The sequence below is a fragment of the Stenotrophomonas ginsengisoli genome, from assembly GCF_001431485.1.
Lineage (GTDB): Bacteria > Pseudomonadota > Gammaproteobacteria > Xanthomonadales > Xanthomonadaceae > Stenotrophomonas > Stenotrophomonas ginsengisoli.
Window position 1 is genome coordinate 108854 of sequence record NZ_LDJM01000011.1, and the last position, 17993, is coordinate 126846.

The 17993-nt window shown below is 69.6% G+C and carries 16 protein-coding genes; 9 read left to right on the forward strand and 7 right to left on the reverse strand.

The window, feature by feature from the left end:
• Nucleotides 1-16: 16 nt before the first annotated feature.
• The gene (locus ABB30_RS04530; protein ID WP_057637122.1) at nucleotides 17-1285 is read right to left on the reverse strand and encodes an efflux RND transporter periplasmic adaptor subunit; all 1269 of its coding nucleotides are present in this window, start codon (nucleotides 1283-1285) and stop codon (nucleotides 17-19) included.
• 162 nt (nucleotides 1286-1447) lie between these two features.
• Complete coding sequence (locus ABB30_RS04535) at nucleotides 1448-1840, reverse strand: OsmC family protein (protein ID WP_057637123.1); 393 nt, start codon at nucleotides 1838-1840, stop codon at nucleotides 1448-1450.
• A 101-nt stretch (nucleotides 1841-1941) separates the two neighbouring features.
• Between ABB30_RS04535 and ABB30_RS04540 the strand changes: the two genes are divergently transcribed.
• From ABB30_RS04540 to folK, 5 genes are all read left to right on the forward strand, one after another.
• Nucleotides 1942-2937, forward strand: a complete 996-nt coding sequence (locus tag ABB30_RS04540) for a ligase-associated DNA damage response exonuclease (RefSeq protein ID WP_057637184.1) — start codon at nucleotides 1942-1944, stop codon at nucleotides 2935-2937.
• Entirely contained in the window at nucleotides 2934-4541 is a 1608-nt protein-coding gene (locus ABB30_RS04545; protein ID WP_057637124.1) for an ATP-dependent DNA ligase, read from the forward strand. The genes ABB30_RS04540 and ABB30_RS04545 overlap by 4 nt, the downstream gene beginning before the upstream one ends.
• The gene (locus tag ABB30_RS04550; protein WP_057637125.1) at nucleotides 4538-7000 is read left to right on the forward strand and encodes a ligase-associated DNA damage response DEXH box helicase; all 2463 of its coding nucleotides are present in this window, start codon (nucleotides 4538-4540) and stop codon (nucleotides 6998-7000) included. The genes ABB30_RS04545 and ABB30_RS04550 overlap by 4 nt, the downstream gene beginning before the upstream one ends.
• On the forward strand, nucleotides 6997-7629 hold the full coding sequence (gene pdeM, locus ABB30_RS04555) for a ligase-associated DNA damage response endonuclease PdeM (protein WP_057637126.1): 633 nt from the start codon (nucleotides 6997-6999) through the stop codon (nucleotides 7627-7629). The genes ABB30_RS04550 and pdeM overlap by 4 nt, the downstream gene beginning before the upstream one ends.
• A 64-nt stretch (nucleotides 7630-7693) precedes the next feature.
• Complete coding sequence (gene folK, locus ABB30_RS04560) at nucleotides 7694-8185, forward strand: 2-amino-4-hydroxy-6-hydroxymethyldihydropteridine diphosphokinase (RefSeq protein ID WP_057637127.1); 492 nt, start codon at nucleotides 7694-7696, stop codon at nucleotides 8183-8185.
• On the opposite strand, the gene ABB30_RS04565 is transcribed toward folK, so the two are convergent.
• Nucleotides 8186-8923 (reverse strand): pteridine reductase, encoded by a 738-nt coding sequence (locus ABB30_RS04565; protein WP_057637128.1) that lies wholly within the window; start codon nucleotides 8921-8923, stop codon nucleotides 8186-8188.
• Nucleotides 8924-8982: 59 nt separating this feature from the next.
• Here ABB30_RS04565 and ABB30_RS04570 point away from each other — a divergent pair, with 59 nt between their 5' ends.
• Together ABB30_RS04570 and ABB30_RS04575 are read left to right on the forward strand one after the other, a co-directional pair.
• Entirely contained in the window at nucleotides 8983-10167 is a 1185-nt protein-coding gene (locus ABB30_RS04570) for a class I SAM-dependent methyltransferase (RefSeq protein ID WP_057637129.1), read from the forward strand.
• Nucleotides 10155-10556, forward strand: a complete 402-nt coding sequence (locus ABB30_RS04575) for a VanZ family protein (RefSeq protein ID WP_057637130.1) — start codon at nucleotides 10155-10157, stop codon at nucleotides 10554-10556. Before ABB30_RS04570 ends, ABB30_RS04575 begins: the two co-directional genes overlap by 13 nt.
• 17 nt (nucleotides 10557-10573) lie before the next feature.
• Here ABB30_RS04575 and ABB30_RS04580 read toward each other — a convergent pair whose 3' ends face one another.
• Nucleotides 10574-11542, reverse strand: a complete 969-nt coding sequence (locus ABB30_RS04580; RefSeq protein WP_161808832.1) for a glucokinase — start codon at nucleotides 11540-11542, stop codon at nucleotides 10574-10576.
• Nucleotides 11543-11652: 110 nt separating this feature from the next.
• Between ABB30_RS04580 and nagA the strand changes: the two genes are divergently transcribed.
• Both nagA and ABB30_RS04590 read left to right on the forward strand, forming a co-directional pair.
• Nucleotides 11653-12792: an N-acetylglucosamine-6-phosphate deacetylase gene (nagA, locus tag ABB30_RS04585; RefSeq protein WP_057637132.1), complete on the forward strand. Its 1140-nt coding sequence runs from the start codon at nucleotides 11653-11655 to the stop codon at nucleotides 12790-12792.
• A gap of 34 nt (nucleotides 12793-12826) precedes the next feature.
• Nucleotides 12827-13282, forward strand: a complete 456-nt coding sequence (locus ABB30_RS04590) for a carboxymuconolactone decarboxylase family protein (RefSeq protein ID WP_057637133.1) — start codon at nucleotides 12827-12829, stop codon at nucleotides 13280-13282.
• A gap of 88 nt (nucleotides 13283-13370) precedes the next feature.
• Here the strand turns inward: ABB30_RS04590 and ABB30_RS04595 are convergent, their stop codons facing one another.
• From ABB30_RS04595 to ABB30_RS04605, 3 genes are all read right to left on the reverse strand, one after another.
• Nucleotides 13371-14606, reverse strand: coding sequence for a multifunctional CCA addition/repair protein (locus ABB30_RS04595; protein WP_057637185.1), 1236 nt, complete (start codon nucleotides 14604-14606; stop codon nucleotides 13371-13373).
• Nucleotides 14607-14660: 54 nt separating this feature from the next.
• Entirely contained in the window at nucleotides 14661-15890 is a 1230-nt protein-coding gene (locus tag ABB30_RS04600; protein WP_057637134.1) for a YadA-like family protein, read from the reverse strand.
• Between the two features lie 77 nt (nucleotides 15891-15967).
• A complete protein-coding gene (locus ABB30_RS04605; protein ID WP_057637135.1) occupies nucleotides 15968-17896 on the reverse strand; it encodes a lytic transglycosylase domain-containing protein in 1929 nt (642 codons plus the stop codon).
• Nucleotides 17897-17993 lie beyond the last annotated feature (97 nt).

Sequence of the window (17993 nt, forward strand, 5' to 3'; positions counted from 1 at the left end):
GAGGGGCGTGGTGGCATCAATGGATGGCGACGCGTTCGGCGTCGTTGAACTGTTCGGTACCGGAGACCACCACGCGGTCACCGGGTTGCAGGCCGGAAAGTACTTCGACTTCGCCCAGGCTGCTGACCCCGAGCTGGACCGGCCGGCGCACGGCGGTGCGGCCTTCCATCACCCAGGCGTGGCGGCCGCCGGACTGTTCGACAAACGGCCCGCGCTCCAGCTTGATCACCCCCTTGCGGGTATCGAGCAGGATGCGTGCACTCATGCGCTGGCTCTGGCGCAGGCCGGGCGGTTGTTCGGCGGTAAAGCGCAGGCGTGCGGTGACCTCGCCATTGACCACTTCCGGCGATACCGCGGCGATCTCGGCCTGGAAGGGCTGGCCGTTGCCGCTGGTCAGCTGGGCCGGAATGCCGATGGACAGGTCGCGGGCGAAGCTTTCCGGCACCCGCACCTCCACCTCGAAACGGCTCAGGTCCACCACCCCGAGTACCGGCGCATTGGCCTGGACCTGGGTGTGCTGGCTGACCTGGACCTGGCCGACCTGGCCATCGAACGGTGCGCGCAGGGTGAGCAGGTCGACCTGGCGCTGCACCTCGGCCACCACTGCGCGCTGGCGCTGGGCCAGCTGGTGCGCATTGCTGGCATCCAGGCTGGCGGCTTGGGACTGAAGGCGGGCATCGGTGCCGGCATGCTGCAGGTTGATCTCGGCCTTGCGCAGGTCGTCCTGGGCCTTGGCCAGGTTGACCTGGGGCACCGCGCCACCGTCAAAGCCGCGCTGGTTGCGTTCCAGTTCGCGGGCGGCCGACTGGCGTTCCAGGCTGGCCTGGTCGGTGAGCTTGCCGGCACTGGCGCGGGCCAGGCGGGCATCGAGTTCGGCGCGGTTGGCCTGGGCTTGCAGCCCGGCCAGGGTGGATTGCTCCTGGACCAGGCGGCTGCGCAGTTCCGGGCTGTCGATCACCGCCAGCTCCTGGCCCTTGCTGACCACATCGCCGGCCACCACCTTCAGCTCCACGGTGCCGGCGGAAATGGCATACAGCACCGGGCTGTTGGCCGCGATCACCCGGCCATCGGCAGCGATGTCACGCACCAGGTCGCCCTGGCTGACGGTGGCGATGCGCACCCGCGCGCTGTCCACCGAGGCGCTGCTGTCCAGCCAGCTCAGGGCCATCCAGGCGATGCCGGCAATCACCACCACGGCCGCGCCGGCGGGCAGCAGCCAGCGCTTGAGGCGGTGATGGGGTGGCGGGGTAACAACCTGGTCCTGGGCAGCGGTATCGCGGATCATGGGCATCGACGGTGATGGCGGATGCCCAATCAAAAGCACGTAGCGTGCCAACTTTTGTTCCCTTGAATATCAAGGAGATAGCGCAATGTGGTGGCGGCGCCGGGTGTCCGCGGACAGTGCGCGGACACTGCCCGGACAGTGTCCGGGCGTGCAGCGCGGCAATCAGCCGCGCGAGGAGGTGATGGCCGCGCCCTGCTTCATCACCAGGGTCACCGGGGTGCGCTCGACCACGTCCAGCAGGCGCGCCCACTGGGCATCATCGAGCGGGCCATCGGCATGCAGGGTGCGGTGCACCTGGAAGTTGCCGTCGGCATCGCGCGAGGACTCCAGCTCGGCGTGGAACCGGCCCAGCTCCCAGCCCTTCTTCTGCGCGTACATGCGCAGGGTAATGGCCGTGCACGAGGCCAGCGCGGCCAGATACAGCTCGAACGGAGCCATGCCGGCATTGCCACCGCCCAGGGCCGGTGGCTCGTCACTGGTCAGTTGATGGCCGCTGGCGCTGCTGACGCTGTGGGCGAAATCGGTGCCGGTGGAGGTGATGCGGACCTTGGCCATGGCGGGCTCCTTGGGAAGAAACGGCAGGGTAACCCGGCTTTCACCGCGATGCCTCACGCTGCTGGGTAGGGTCAAGAACCCCGTTGCTGCTGCCAGTGCCGATGAGCGAATTGATCGTGCAAAGCCCGCAAGGCCTGTACTGCCCGGCCGGTGATTTCCATATCGACCCGTGGCAGCCGGTGCCACGGGCGGTGATCACCCATGGCCATGGTGACCATGCCCGCAGCGGCATGGGCTGCTACCACGTGGTCGATGCCGGCCTGCCGATCCTGCAATGGCGGCTGGGCGGGCAGGATTACCGCGTGCATCGGCACGGCGAGCGTTTCACCCTCGGCCGGGCGCAGGTGTCATTGCATCCGGCCGGGCATGTGCTTGGCTCCACCCAGGTGCGGGTGGAGGTGGATGGCCAGGTCTGGGTCGCCAGCGGTGACTACAAGCGCCAGTTCGATCCGACCTGTGCGCCGTTCGAGGTGGTGCCCTGCGACACCTTCATCACCGAGGCCACCTTCGCCCTGCCGGTGTACCGCTGGCCGCCGATGGCCCAGGTGATTGCCGAGCTGGTGGCCTGGCGTGCCGAATGCGCGGCGCGCGGCGAGGTGGCCCTGCTGTACTGCTATGCACTGGGCAAGGCGCAGCGGGTGCTGGCCGAGCTGCTGGCCCATGGCCGGCAGACGGTCTACCTGCATGGTGCGGTGGATGCCGGGGTGCAGGTGTACCGCGCCGCCGGGATCGACATGGTGCCGACCCAGCGCCTGTCCGAACTGCCGTCCACGGCCGATCTGGCCGGGCAGCTGGTGATCGCCCCGCCATCGGCGGCCGGCAGCAGCTGGACCCGCCGCTTCAAGCAGGTGCAGCAGGGCTTTGCCTCGGGCTGGATGCGCGTGCGTGGCAACCGCCGCCGGCGCAACTACGATCGCGGCTTCCAGATTTCCGACCATGCCGATTGGCCGGACCTGTTGCGTACCATCGAGCAGACCGGGGCCAGGCGGGTCATCGCCACCCACGGCAACATCGAGGCCATGGTGCGTTGGCTCAATGCGCAGGGGATCCAGGCCGCCGGGTTTGCCACCCATTACGGTGACGAGGAGCAGGCGTGAGGGCCTTCGCTGCGCTGTATGCGCGTCTGGATGCCAGTACCGCCACCAACGACAAGCGGGCCGCGCTGGTCGACTACTTCGCCGCCGCGCCGGCTGCGGATGCCGCCTGGGCGGTGTGGCTGCTGTCCGGCGGCAAGGTCGGTGGCGCGCGGGCGCGGATTGCCGCATCCGGCGAGTTGCGGCGTTGGGTCAGCCAGGCCAGCGGCCTGCCGGACTGGCTGGTGGAGGACAGCTACAGCCATGTCGGCGACCTGGCCGAAACCCTGAGCCTGCTGCTGGACGAGCCGAGCGCGCCGGCCCCGCCGCTCGGCCTGGCTGCGTGGATCGAAGGCGAACTGCTGCCGCTGGCCAATGCGGCCGAGCAAGAGCGGCGCCAGCGCGTGCTCACCGCCTGGCAACAGCTGGGCGGCACCGAACGGTTGGTGTTCAACAAGCTGCTCACCGGTGCGTTGCGCATCGGCGTGTCGGCCGGCCTGGTGCAACAGGCCCTGGCCCAGGTCAGCGGGGTGCCCATAGCCCTGCTGGCCCAGCGCCTGCTCGGCAGCTGGGCGCCATCGGTCGCTTTCTACCGTGCGTTGCTGGATCCGGCGCCGCAGCCCGCTGATCGCGCCCAGCCGTATCCGTTCTTTCTGGCCTCGCCACTGGAACAGCCGGTCGCCGCGCTGGGCCCGCTGCAGGACTGGCTGCTGGAATGGAAGTGGGATGGCATCCGCGTGCAGCTGATCCGGCGTGGCAGTGACATTGCCCTGTGGTCGCGCGGCGAGGAGCGGCTGGATGGACGCTTCCCGGAGATCGAAGCGGTGCTGGCCCGGCTGCCCGGCGATGCGGTGATCGATGGCGAGCTGCTGGCCTGGGCCGATGGGGCGGACCAACCGTCGCCGTTCACCGCGCTGCAGACCCGCATCCAGCGCCGCAAACCCGGGCCCAAGGTGCTCGCCGCCACCCCGGTACGGGTGCTGGCCTATGACCTGCTCGAGCAGGATGGGCAGGACCTGCGTGACAGGCCGCTGCAGCAGCGCCGGCAGCAGTTGGTCGCGTTGCTGGATGCACTGGGCGATACCCGCTTGCAGGTTTCCACTGCCATCACCGTGGAAAGCTGGGAGCAGGCCGCTGCGCTGCGCGCCGGATCGCGCGCGCGTGGGGTGGAAGGGCTGATGCTCAAGCAGCGCAGCTCGCCGTATCTGCACGGGCGCAAGCGCGGCAGCTGGTGGAAGTGGAAGATCGACCCGCTCACCATCGATGCGGTACTGGTGTATGCCCAGGCCGGGCATGGCCGGCGCAGCACCCTGTATACCGATTACACCTTCGCGGTATGGAATCAGGCCGGTGAACTGGTGCCGGTGGCCAAAGCCTACTCGGGCCTGGATGACCAGCAGATTCTGGCACTGGACCGCTGGATCCGCAGCCACACCGTGGCCCGTTTCGGCCCGGTACGCCAGGTCGAGCCGCTGCAGGTGTTCGAGCTGGCCTTTGAAGGCGTGAACCGCTCGGGCCGGCACAAGGCCGGGGTGGCGGTGCGCTTTCCACGCATCCTGCGCTGGCGCAGCGACAAGCCGGCCGCCGAGGCTGACCGGCTGGAAGCGCTGCAGGCGCTGGCGCCATGAGCCGCAGCCCGCGCAGCACCCGCGATGCGCCACTGCGCGACTGGTTCGCCCGCCGTGGCTGGACGCCGGCACCGTTCCAGCGCGAGGCCTGGGCGCGCTGGCTGCGCGGCGAATCCGGCTTGATCGTCACCCCCACCGGCAGCGGCAAGACCCTGGCCGCGATCGGTGGGCCATTGATCGCCGGGCTGGCTGCAGCGCCGGCACCGAAGCCGCGCCGGGGGCAGGCGAAAAAGCCGCGCCTGCGGGTGCTGTGGATTACCCCGCTGCGCGCGCTGGCCACCGATACGGCCGCCTCGCTGCAGCAGACCCTGGAGGAACTGGGCCTGGCCTGGACGGTGGCCCTGCGCACAGGTGATGCCGGCAGCCGCGACCGTCGCCTGGCCCGCCATGGTCTGGCTGAAGTGCTGGTCACCACGCCCGAATCGCTGGCCCTGCAGTTGACCTATGCCGACAGCCAGGCCGTGTTCGCCGGGCTGGAAGCGGTGATCGTGGATGAGTGGCACGAGCTGCTGGGCAACAAGCGTGGCGTGCTGCTGCAGCTGGGGTTGGCTCGCCTGCGCCGCTGGCATCCGGGCCTGCGTATCTGGGGCCTGTCGGCCACCCTGGGCAACCTGGAGCAGGCGCTGGCGGTATTGCTGCCGCATGGCCCGCCAGCGGCCATCGTACGCAATGCGCCGCCGCGGCCGATGACCCTGGAAACCCTGCTGCCCGATGGCGCGCGACGCTTCCCCTGGGCCGGCAACCTGGGCCTGGGCCAGCTGCCGCAGGTGGCCCAGCGCATTGCCGCGGCCGGCACCAGCCTGCTGTTCACCAACACCCGTGCCCAGGCCGAGCTCTGGCACCGTGCGCTGGCGGCGGTGTGGCTGGATGACCCGGCCACCCTGGCACTGCACCACGGCTCGCTCGATAGCGGGCTGCGCGCGCGGGTGGAGCAGGGTCTGCGCGAGGGCAGCGTGCGCTGTGTGGTCACCACTTCCTCGCTGGACCTGGGGGTGGACTTTCCGGCGGTGGACCAGGTGCTGCAGCTGGGCAGCCCGAAGGGCCTGGCCCGCCTGCTGCAGCGCTCCGGTCGTGCCCGGCATCGCCCGGGCCAGCCCGGGCATGTGGTCGGGGTGCCCACCCACGGCCTGGAAGTGCTCGAATACGCGGCGGCCCGGCGCGCCCTGGCGGCAGGGCAGATCGAAGCGCGCACGCCACCGGTCAATTGCCTGGATGTGCTGGCCCAGCATCTGGTCAGCATGGCCCTGGCCGGTGGTTTCGAGCCTGCGGCGATGCTGGCCGAAGTGCGGGGCACCCATGCCTTTGCCGGGCTGGCCGACGCCGATTGGCACGCGGTGCTGGATTACATCGTGCAGGGCGGGGCGGCCTTGTCGCACTACCCGGATTTTCACCGCGTGGTCGTGACTGACGGCCGGTATCGCGTCACTGACCGCCGCGTGGCCCTGCGCCAGCGCCTGAGCGTGGGCACCATCAGCAGCGATGGCGCGGTGCTGGTCAAGGTGCTGCGCGGTGGCAGCCTGGGTTCGGTGGAGGAAGCCTTTGCCGGCCGCCTCAAGCCGGGCGATCTGTTCCAGTTTGCCGGCCGCACCCTGGAGCTGGTGCGCCTGCACGAGATGACCGCTTGGGTGCGCGCGGCCAAACCGGGCAAGGGCGTGGTACCGCGCTGGCAGGGCGGGCAGCTGTCGTTGTCCACCGCGCTGGGCGCGCAGATGCAGGCCCTGGTTGCCGGCGTGGCCGACCGCTCGCCCGAGGCCATCGCATCGCAACCGTTGCTCGATACACAAGCCCGGCTGTCGGCACGCCCGCCTGCCGATGCGTTGCTGGTGGAACAGCACCGGACCCGCGATGGTCATCACCTGTGCCTGTTCCCATTTGCCGGGCGCGCCGCCCACGAGGGCCTGGCCAGCCTGCTGGCCTGGCGCATGGCCAGCAGGCAGCCATTGACCGTGTCCTTCAGCGTGAATGATTACGGCCTGATGTTGAGCACACCCAGCGCGCTTGCCATCGAAGCGCGGCAACTGCGCGACTGGCTTTGCCCGCGGTCCTTGCGCGAAGACTTGCTGGCGGCGGTCAACCTGGGCGAGCTGGCCCGGCGTCAGTTCCGCTCCATCGCGCGCATCGCCGGCCTGCTGCCACCCAACCTGCCAGGCCGGCAACCGCGCGGCCTGCGCCAGTTGCAGGCCTCCGCCGGGCTGCTGCACGACGTGCTGCGCGAGCATGATCCCGGCCACGTGCTGCTGCGCCAGGCCGATGCCGAGGTGCTGCAGGCGCTGCAGGCCGATGCACTGGAGTCGTTGTTGCAGCGCCTGAGCGTGGCCACGTTGACCTGGCAGGCACCGCGCAAACTCACCCCGCTGGCGTTCGCGTTGTGGGCCGAACGCCTGCGTGGCCAGCTCAGCAGTGAAAGCTGGAAGACCCGGGTCGGGCGGGCAGCCAGGCAGCTGGAGGCGGGCACATGATCGAGCAGATGGACTTCACGCTGGGCCCTGCACGGTTGCAGCTGCTGGCCGACCGTGCGCTGTACTGGCCACAGCAGCAGATGCTGTTGCTGGCCGACCTGCATCTGGGCAAGGGGGATGTGTTCCGCCGCCATGGCATTGCCGTGCCCCGCGGCGGCACCGGCCAGGATTTGCTGCGCGTGGATGCCCTGCTGGCGCAGACCGGTGCACGCCGGCTGATGCTGCTGGGGGATGTGGTGCACGGGCCGATCCACGCCGCGCACTGGCTGGAGCAATGGCAGCAATGGCGCCAGCGCCATCGCGCGCTGTGTGTGCAGGCGGTGCGTGGCAACCATGACCGCGCACTGGACCGCGCCGGTCTGGGGGTCGAGCTGCTTGGTGAGGGCATCGACGAAGCAGGCCTGTGGCTGTGCCATGAGCCGGTGGGCGATGGCCGGGCTGCCATCTGTGGGCATGTGCATCCGGTGGTGCGGCTGCCCGGCCTGGCCCGCCAGCTGCCGGCCTTCCACTACCAGCACGGGCAGTTGATCGTGCCGGCCTTCGGTGCGTTCACCGGCGGCTGGCGGGTGCGTCCGCATGCCGCGGCAGTGCTGGTGGTGTGCAACGGCGAGCACCTGCTGCGCCTGTGAGCGGTGCCGGCGTTATCCTATGCGCCCCCCGTCCTGCCCGGATCGATGTGATCCGCGTCATGCCATGACCACCGTCTTGTTGAGCCTGGGCAGCAATGTCCAGCCGGCCGTCCATCTGGCTGCCGCCATTGCCGCCCTGCGTGGGCAGTTCACCGTCACGGCCGTGTCGCCGGCTTACCGCACCCCGGCGGTGGGTTTTGACGGGCCGGCCTTCCTCAACAACGCACTGGCCATGCAAAGCGATTGGTCGCTGGCCCGTATCGAGGACTGGCTGCATGCGCTGGAAGACGCGCACGGGCGTGACCGCAGCGGGCCGAAGTTTTCCGACCGCACCCTGGATGTGGATGTGGTGTTTCTCGGCGATACCGTGATCGAGGAAAACGGCAAGTTGCGCATCCCGCGCCCGGAGCTCAAGCACGCCTTCGTGCTGCAGCCGCTGGCCGACATCGCTGCCGATTTCATCGACCCGGTCAGCGGCAAGACCCTGGCGGCCCTGTGGCAGGCCCATCCGCAGTACGGGCAGGACGTGGAGATCGTCGAGCTGCCGCTGGCCTGATCAGGTCAGCCTGCGCCCACCGTCCAGGCCCAGGGTCTGGCCGGTGAGGTAGCTGGCGTCCTCGATCAGCCAGCGCACCGCCTCGGCCACTTCCTCCACCGTGCCCAGGCGGGCCAGCGGGGTGCGTTGCATCAGGGCGATACGCGCGGCTTCGGGCTTGCCTTCTTCCGGCCACAGGATGGCGCCGGGAGCCACCGCATTGACCCGCACCCGGGGTGCCAGCTCCAGTGCCAGCGAGGCGGTGATCATCGCCAGTGCCGCCTTGGCCGCGCAGTAGGCGGCGTGCTCGCGCTTGGGTGTGGCCGCATGCAGGTCGGTCAGGTTGACGATGGCGCCGCCGGCGCGCTGCAGTGCCGGCGCCGCGGCCTGGGCCAGCAGCAGGGGGGCCCGCGCATTGACCGCCATCAACTGGTCGAACGCGCTCGCATCGATCTGCCCCAGCGGGGTGGGGAAGAAGTTGGAGGCGTTGTTGACCAGCGCATCGAGCCGGCCGAAATGGGCCAGGGTGTCCTCCACCAGCTGTGCCGGCGCCTGTGGGTCGGCCAGGTCGGCCTGCAGGCTGAGCACACTGCCCGGGCGTGCCATCTCCATGGCAAAGGCGGCGGTGTGCAGGGCATCGGCGGACTGGTGCGCATGCACCGCCACCGACCAGCCGGCCGCATGCAGGGTCTGGGCGATCTGCGCGCCAATCCGGCGGGCAGCACCGGTGATCAACACCACGCGGGCGGATTCGGTCATCGGAGGGTGTTCCTGGCTCGGCTATCCTGTAGGCCATTGTCCCTGTAATTGCCTTCGCCATGCACGCCTCCCTGCCGTTCCCGCCCGATGATGCCCTGCGCCACAGCCAGCAGCTGACCCAGCTGCTCACCCAGGAAATCACCGCCCAGGGCGGGGCGATTCCGTTCTCGCGCTTCATGGAGCTGGTGCTCTACGCCCCGGGTTGGGGTTACTACAGCGCCGGCTCGAGCAAGATCGGCGCGGCCGGTGACTTCACCACCGCCCCGGAAATGGGCAGCCTGTTTGCCGCCACCGTGGCCCGTGCCATCGCCCCGGTGATCGGCCAGATCGGCGCGCATGCGCAGGTGATGGAGCTGGGCGGTGGCACCGGTTCGTTCGCGGTGGAGGCGCTGCGCGCGCTGGCCGCGCTGGATGCATTGCCGGCGCGCTACGCCATCCTGGAACCCAGTGCCGACCTGCGCCAGCGCCAGGCGCAGCGGGTGGCCGCCCAGCTGCCGGCCGAGGTCGCCGCACTGGTGGAGTGGATCGATGGCCCGATCAACGAGGACTGGGACGGCATCGTGTTCGCCAACGAGGTGATCGATGCGCTGCCGACCCCGCGCTTTGTCATCGCCGATGGCCTGGTCTGGGAAGAAACCGTGCGCGTGGGCGCCGATGGCCGTTTCATCGCCGACAAGGCCCCGGCCGATGTGCTGCTGGAACGCGCCGTGCGACATATCGAACGTGACCTTGGTCAGGAGTTGCCCGAGGGATTCCGCTCCGAGGCACTGATGCAGCTGCCGTACTGGGTGCAGGCGGTGGCCGGTGGCCTCAAGCGCGGGGCCATGCTGTTTGTCGATTACGGCTATGTGCGCCGCGAGTACTACCTGGATGACCGCGACCAGGGCACGATCCGCGCCTTCTACCGCCACCAGGTCCACAACGATGTGTTCGCCTGGCCGGGCCTGCAGGACATCACCGCCTCGGTGGACTTCACCGCGATGGCCGAGGCCGGCACCGGCGCCGGTTTCGAACTGGCCGGTTACACCAACCAGGCCAGCTTCCTGCTCGGCAACGGCATCGACCAGGTGCTGGGCGCGGCCGAGAGCCGCACCGACGAGGTCGGCCAGGTGGCCCTGCGCGAGCAGCTCAAGCGCCTGACCCTGCCCAGCGAAATGGGCGAGCGTTTCGGCGTGATCGGTTTCCAGCGTGATGTCGATTTCGAGCCGGCCTTTGCCCTGGGCGACCTGACGTGGCGCCTGTAAGCGCGCGCAAACCGGTTGCCGCGTTCAACGCCTGGCTGGGCCTGTGGCTGCTGGCACTGCTGGTGGTCTGGGTCGGTTGCCTGATCCCGCCACCGCCGCTGCCGTCACTGCCCTCCGGCGTGGACAAGTGGCAGCACGCGCTGGCCTATTTCCTGCTCGCCGGCAGCGCGGTGCAGCTGTGGCAGGGCCGGCGTGCACTGCTCACGCTGGGTATCGGCCTGCTGCTGATGGGCATCGCCATTGAGCTGGCCCAAGCGGCCATGAGTGCCCAGCGCCAGGCCGATGCGGCCGACGTGCTGGCCAATCTGGCCGGGCTGCTGGCAGGCCTGGCCTTGGCCGCCACGCGTCTGGGCAATGTGCTGGTGCGCCACTTTCCTGCCCGCCGCTGACGGCGGCGCGCACTGCGTCAGCCCAGCGCCAGTGCCGCGCCGCTCAAGGCCAGCTGGCCGTGTTCGATCACCCGCACCGGGCGCTGCGCCAGCCACGGGGCCAGCACGCCGCGCTGGACAAAGGCCTGGTTGAAGCCGTGTGCGTCCAGCCCGGCGGCCAGTTGCGGCACGATGCCGCCGGCCAGCCACACGCTGTCGGCATTGACGGCCATGGCCATATCCGCGGCAAACCCGCCCAGCCATTGGCAGAACAGACGCAGTGCTTCGCCGGCCAGAGGGTCGCTGCCGGGCAGGGCCGCGGCACTGACGGCCTCGGGCCCGTCATGTGCCGGTGGGTGGCCTTCCAGGGTGCACAGGGCACGGTAGACCGCCAGCAGGCCGGGGCCGGAGACGGCCTGTTCCACACTGACATGGCCATCGCGTGCGACTGCACGCAGCTGCTCGATCACCGCGGCCTGGCGTGCATTGCCGGCGGCCAGGGCGATCTGCCCGGCTTCCCCGGCAAGCACCCGGACACGGTTGCCGGCCAGCACCGTGGCACAGCCCAGCCCGGTGCCCGGGCCGATCACCAGACGGACATCACCTGCCGCTGCCTGCGCCGGCCCGTGCACCAGCGTGCCGGCGTCCGCGCCCAGCGGGCTGCAACCCAGGGCCAGGGCCTGGAAATCATTGATCACCGTGGTTGGCACGCCCAGCTGCTGCTGCAGGGCCGGCGCGCTCACCGCCCAGCGCAGGTTGGCGCTGCGGGCGTTGCCCTGGGCATCGATCTGGCCGGCCACGCCCAGGCACAAGGCGCTGGCCTGGCCGGCGTCGGGCACGCACTGGGCCAGGGCGGTGCGCAGGTCCGGGTGGCTGGCCACGGCGGTGCGGCAGTGGCTGGCCAGCTGGCCGTGGCGGTCGGCCCAGGCAAAACGGGCATGGGTGCCGCCGATATCGGCAACCAGCAGGCGGTGGGACGGGGCAGGAGGGGGCAGCGCAGCAGACACGGACAACACCGGCAGTACAGTGGCGCCACCTTAGCAAAGCGCAGGCTGTGCAGGGCAGCACGGGCAGGCGCACAATGGCCTTCCCTTGCCTGTGTGATGCCGTTGTTGCCGTGACCACCACCGTTTTGCGCCATGGCCGCGTGCTGGCCGGCGCACAGTTCCGTGATGACCTGACCGTGGTCATCGAACAAGGCCGCATTGTTGCGCTGGAGCGCGACCCGGATCCGGAAGCGCCGGTGCGTGCCGGCCAGGTTGACCTGGCCGGTGGCTGGCTGCTGCCCGGCTTCATCGATGCCCAGGTCAACGGCGGTGGCGGTGTGTTGTTCAACAACGCACCGACCGTGGAAGGCATTGCCGCCATCGCCGCTGCCCATCGCCGCTTCGGTACCACCGGCCTGCTGCCGACCCTGATCAGTGACCAGCCGGCAGTGATGGCGCGTGCCATTGATGCGGTGCGCCGCGCCATCGAGCAGGGTGTGCCGGGGGTGCTGGGCATCCATCTGGAAGGCCCCTACATCGCCCCGGCGCGCAAGGGCACCCATGATGCGGCCACCTTCCGCGTGCCCGGCGCCGACGAGCTGGCCCTGGCCAGTTCGCTGGACAACGGGGTGACCCTGCTCACCCTGGCCCCGGAGCGGGTGCCGCTGGAGAGCATCCGCACCCTGGCCGACCGTGGCGTGGTGGTGGCAGCCGGGCATACGGCGGCTACCTATGAAGAGATCCGTGCCGGGCTGGATGCCGGGGTGCGTGCCTTCACCCATCTGTACAACGCGATGTCGCCGCTGACCGGGCGCGAGCCGGGCACGGTCGGTGCGGCACTGGATGATGCGCACAGCTGGGTCGGCATCATTGCCGACGGCGTGCATGTACACCCGGCCAGCCTGCGCCTTGCGCTGGCGGCCAAGCCGGCCGGCAAGGTGTTCCTGGTCACTGATGCGATGCCGCCGGTCGGCGCGCAAGACCCCAGCTATGTGCTGTACGGGGAAACCATCACCGCCGTGGACGGGGTGGTGCGCAATGCCGCCGGTGCCCTGGCCGGCTCGGCGCTGGACATGGCCAGCGCCGTGCGCAACGCGGTGTCCTGGCTGGGCGTGGACCTGGCCGAGGCCGCGCGCATGGCCTCCACCTACCCGGCGCAGCTGCTGGGCCTGGATGAGTTCCGTGGCCATATCGCGGAAGGCTGCATTGCCGACCTGGTGCTGCTCGATACCCATCTGCAGGTGCAGCGCACCTGGATTGCCGGGCTCTGATCCACAGGCCCGGCCCGCACTTGGAGCAAACAACGTGAGCAATGAACGCGTGAACATCGGCAAGGCGGCCCCGGCGTTGTACCAGGCCGTGGTCGAGCTGGACCGTCTGGCCGGCCAGGCCCTGGCCGCCGCCGGTATCGCCGAGGGCTTTTCCCATCTGCTGCGCCTGCGTGCCTCGCAGATCAACGGCTGCGCCTTCTGCATCCGCCTGCATGCGCGCGATGCGCTTGGAAGCGGTGAGGCGGCCGACCGTCTGGCGGTGCTGCCGGCCTGGCGTGAGACGGTGTATTTCACTGCGCAGGAGCGGGCCGCGCTGGCCCTGGTCGAGGCGGTGACCATGGTTGCCGAGGGCCAGGTCGAGGAAGCGGTGTACGCCGAGGCGGCCGCGCAACTGTCGGCCGCGCAGATTGCGGCAGTGGAATGGCTGGCCGTGGTGATCAACAGCTGGAACCGTATCGCCATCTGCAGCCGGTATCCGGTAGGCCCCTGAGCCCGTGCCTGGGCTACGGCCCGCGAAGGCCGGATGCCAGCCAACAAGGCCACGCCGATCGGGGCGTGGCCTTGTTGTTTTTACCCGGTTAGCGGGTCGCCGCTGCGCGTGCGGCCGCAATGGCGGCGATGCGTGCGTTTTCCAGCGCCTGGCCGATGGCAGGACCCTTCAGCCCCTCCGTGGCGATGTCGCGTGCATTGATCGCCAGCGCCGCCTGGTGCAGGGCCACCAGCAGCGGCCCCTGCGGGTAATCGCTGTCGGCCATGCCGCCCCGGCCGCGTTTGTCGGCCTCGCAAGCCAGGGCGATCTGGGCAATGCGCTCGGGCCGGCGGAAACCATCGCAGCGCTGCAGCAGGGTCAGCACGGTGGCATCGCGCAGTTCGGCCAGGCGGTGCACGTTGAGGTGCTCGCGGCACACCGCCTCGGCCAGCTGGCGGTAGTCGGCCGGCACCTTCAGCCGTTCGCACAGCGCGGCCAGCGGCTTGAGGCCACGTTGTTCGTGCTGGATATGGCGTGGCAGTTCACCGGCCGGGGTCAGTGCCTTGCCCAGGTCATGGGTGAGGGCGGCAAAGCCGATCAGGCTGTCGCCCGGGGCCAGCTGCGCGGCCATGTCGCTGACCAGTTCCTGATGCAGGCCGGTATCGATTTCCGGGTGGTACTCGGCCCGCTGCGGCACGCCGTACAGCGCATCCACCTCGGGCAGGAAAGTGCGCAGCGCAGCGGCATCGCGCAGGGTGCGCAGGAAGGCCGATGGCTGCTGGCTGGCCAGCACCTTGCGCAGCTCCTGCCAGACCCGTTCCGGCACCAGCGCATCCAGCTCGCCGGAATCGGCGATCTGGCGCATCAGGGCCAGGGTTTCCGGCGCCACGGTAAAGCCCAGCGGGGCGAAGCGGGCCATGAAGCGCGCTGCGCGCAGCACCCGCAGCGGATCTTCGACAAAGGCCGGGCCGACATGGCGCAGCACCCGCTTGGCGATGTCGTCCGCGCCGCCATACGGGTCAACCAGTTCGCCGCTGGCCGGGTCACGGGCAATCGCGTTGATGGTGAAATCGCGCCGGACCAGGTCTTCTTCCAGGGTCACCGAGGGGTCGGCATCGACCACAAAGCCACGGTAGCCGCGCCCGCTCTTGCGCTCGGTACGCGCCAGCGCATGTTCCTCACCGGTTTGCGGGTGCAGGAACACCGGGAAATCCTTGCCCACCGCGCGAAAGCCCTGGGCTTCCATCTGCGCCTGGGTGGCGCCGACCACCACCCAGTCATTGTCACCGGGCGCCAGGCCCAGCAGTGCATCGCGGACCGCGCCGCCCACCAGATAGATTTTCATGCCGGCCATGATGCCAGAGCCTGCGCCACCGGCCCCGGCATCATGGCGGCGGGTTTACAGGTCGATACCGAAACCGGCGCCGACGTTCTTTTCGCCACCGCCAAAGGCACCGCCGAGGGAGAACGTGGCCCGGCCGATGCGCTTGCCATAGCCGATGGACATGGCGCTCTCACCTTCCTGGCTGCCCACACCCACGGCCAGACGGCCACGGCCAGCGGCCGTGGGCAGGCTGTGGATGCTCATCTGGCTCATGGCTGTGGCCATTGCGCCGATCTGGCTGATGCGGCGGTCGGTGGCCTGCTGGCGGCGGTCCATTTGCTGCCTGAACTGCTGGAAGTCATCGTTCAGCACCTGGATCTGCTGATCGGTATAGGCATTGGCCTGCTGCAAGGTCTGGGCGGCCAGTTCGCTGCCCTGCCGGGTCATGTTCTGCTCGACCTGTTCGATTTGCGCGCGGGTGAGCTGGTCGCCGGCATCGGCATGGGCGATGGCCTGTTGCAGGTCCACACCGGAAGCGCCGGCATTGCCATCAGGACCCTTGTCACCGACCGGGCCTTGATCACCGATCGTTCCTTTGTCTCCTGCCGGGCCCTTGTCACCATCCGGGCCCTTGTCACCATCCGGGCCCTTGTCACCATCCGGGCCCTTGGCCCCTGCCAGCGGCGCACTGGCGCAGCCGAATACGCCGTTGGCATCGGTGATCAGCCCGTTGCTGCAGCTGGCCAGGTTGCTGACCTGGACATTGCCTATCACATGCAGCGCCGAGGCGGGATCCCAGGTGCCGATGCCGACCGAATTGTTCTTCAGGGTCAGGGTATTGCTGGCATTGCCCGGCGCGATGCGGAATGGCAGGCGCTCGCTGCCACTCTGGTCACGGATGAAGAAATTGGTTTCATTGCCCCCCATGTCCCAGGTGTAGGGCACATAACCGCCGCCAGTGACCTGCTCGAAGCGGATGGTCGGGGTGTTGTTGGTGACCATGTGCAGGGTCTTCTGGGGGGTGTCGGTGCCGATGCCGGCATTGCCGGAAGGCGGGAAGAGGTTGTCTCCCAGCGCCAGCGGCTGCACACCGCTGATCAACGTCACCGGCGCAGCTGCCGCCGCTGTGCTGCCGGCCTGCTCGCTGCAGGCTGCCGGTGGCAGGCCTTGGTCAGCGGCCGCCGCGTCCTGGCAGCTTTCCGTGCCGGCAGGGGAGGTGGTCGTGACCGGTTCGTTGCTGGCCTGGCTGTTGCCGGCCAGTGCCAGCAGCAGGGCCAAGGTGAGACGGCTGTGCAATGGCAGCATGGGTATGGCCCTTCATCAAGTGCCGTTGCCCGCTGCAACGGCTTTGGTGGCGATCCTACACAGCCAACGTAAGAGCGTCAGCCACTCGTGGGGCAGGCAAACCGGCGGCTGGCCTGGCCCAGCCGGCCGGCGATGCGGTCGCCCAGCGAGACCGCCTTGCCGTTCAAGCGCCAGTCGTAGATCACGCTGAAGGCCAGCACCCGGGCCACGTAGTCGCGGGTTTCCTTGTAGCTGATGGTCTCGATCCAGATGTCCGGGTCGAACTCGCCGCGCTGGGCCAGCCAGCGCCCGGTCGGGGTCGGGCCGGCGTTGTAGGCGGCCAGCACCACGTAGGGCTTGTTGCCGTACTTTTCCTTGAGCTCGCGCAGGTAGGCGGTGCCGATGGTGATGTTGATGGACGGGTCGTACAGGCTGTTGGCCCCGCTGTAGCCGGCCAGGCCCAGACGGTTGGCCACGGCCTGGCCGGTGGAGGGGATCACCTGCATCAGGCCCAGCGCATTGGCCGGGGAGCGGGCGTTGGAATTGAAGGTGCTCTCGGCACGGATCTCGGCGGCCACCCAGGCCGGGTCCAGGCCGTTGGCGGCGGCATGGCGGCGGATGTCGGCATCGTGGTGCAGCGGGAAGCGCAGCGAGTAAAGACGCATTTCCTGCTCGCCCTTCAGGGCGAACACGGCGCGGTCATACCAGCCCGCCGCACTGGCCAGGGCCACTGCGTGCTGGCGCTGCTCGTCATTGAAGCCGGACAGGGCATGGGCCCATTCGCGTGCGGCCCAGCCGGGGCGGTCCAGCTGCTGCAGCATCAAGGCGCGTTGCAGGGCCGGGTTGCCGGCCACCTGGGTGCGCTGCGGGCTGCGCGCATCCAGCTCCAGCGGGCACAGGGCATAGGGCTTGCCGAGGCGGTCGGCAGCCAGATAACCGTGGAAGGTGGGCGAAACCGCAGCGCGTTGCAGCCACACCTGGGCGGCGCTTTGCTGGCCGGTCTTTTCCAGCATGCGGGCGGTGAACCATTGCCAGCGTGCATCGTTGCGCTGGGTCTCGGGCATGCGCTGCAGCGCGGCCAGGGCGGCAGCCCAATCGCTGCGGGCCATGGCCTCGCGTACCTGCCACTCGTGCAGGCGCTCATCCCACGCAGCGGCCGGCACCGCGGCCAGGCGCTGGGCGCTGCCCGGCAGGTAGGAGGCCACCGTCCACAGCGCGATCTGGTACTTGACCTGGCCAAGCTGCCCGGCGCTGAGCTGCAGGGCATTGTGGATGGCCGGCAGCAACTGCTCGGCACTGTCCGGGTTCTTCTTGGCCAGCGCGGCGAGGCCGGCGGCGGCGGCGGCGCGGCTGCGTTCGTTGCGCGGCCACTGGCTGGCGCTGCCATCGGCGCCGTCCACATAGGCCGCATAGGCCGTGGCCTGGGCCAGCTGGTCGGCCGGCAGGCCACGTGCGGCGCGGCGCATGATCGCGCTCTGGCCGGCGGCCAGGGCCGCATCGAAACGCTGCCAGCGCAGGGCGTCGCTCATGGCCAGCTGGTCGATCACTGCATCGCAGCGGTCAGGCAGTGATTTGCCGGCCTCGGCCCAGAGCTGGCTGACCTGCTGCTGCCATTGCCCGTCCTTGCGCCCGCTGGCCGCCTGCGCCTGCAGGTGGGCGCAGCGCAGGGCGGTGTCCTGGCGCGGCTGCCAGGCCTGCAGGAAGCTGGGCCAGTCCGCCCGCTTGGCCAGCTGTGCCAGCCAGGCATCACGGAAGGTTTCGCCGGCCGGGGTGCCGTTGTTGCGGGCCAGAAAGCCTTGTGCGGTGGCCACCGGCAGGCTGTCGATGCGTTGGCGCAGGGCGGCCATTTCCACCCAGGCAAACAGCGGGTGGCCGGCCGGCAGGGCCGGGCTGACCTGGCCGCGCTCGGCAGCGTCCAGTGCAGCGCGGGCGGCCGCATCAGCGGTGGGGAGGGACTGGGCACTGGCCAACGGGGGCAGGGCGGCGAACAGGAGCAGGGCGAGGGCGCGTTTCATGGCCGCCAGCATACCCAGCGCAGATGAACATGACGCGTACTGGGGCTGCACATATTGTTGTTGCATTGGGCCGGTACGGCTTGGTGGTCGCCGGCCTGTCGCGGCAAGC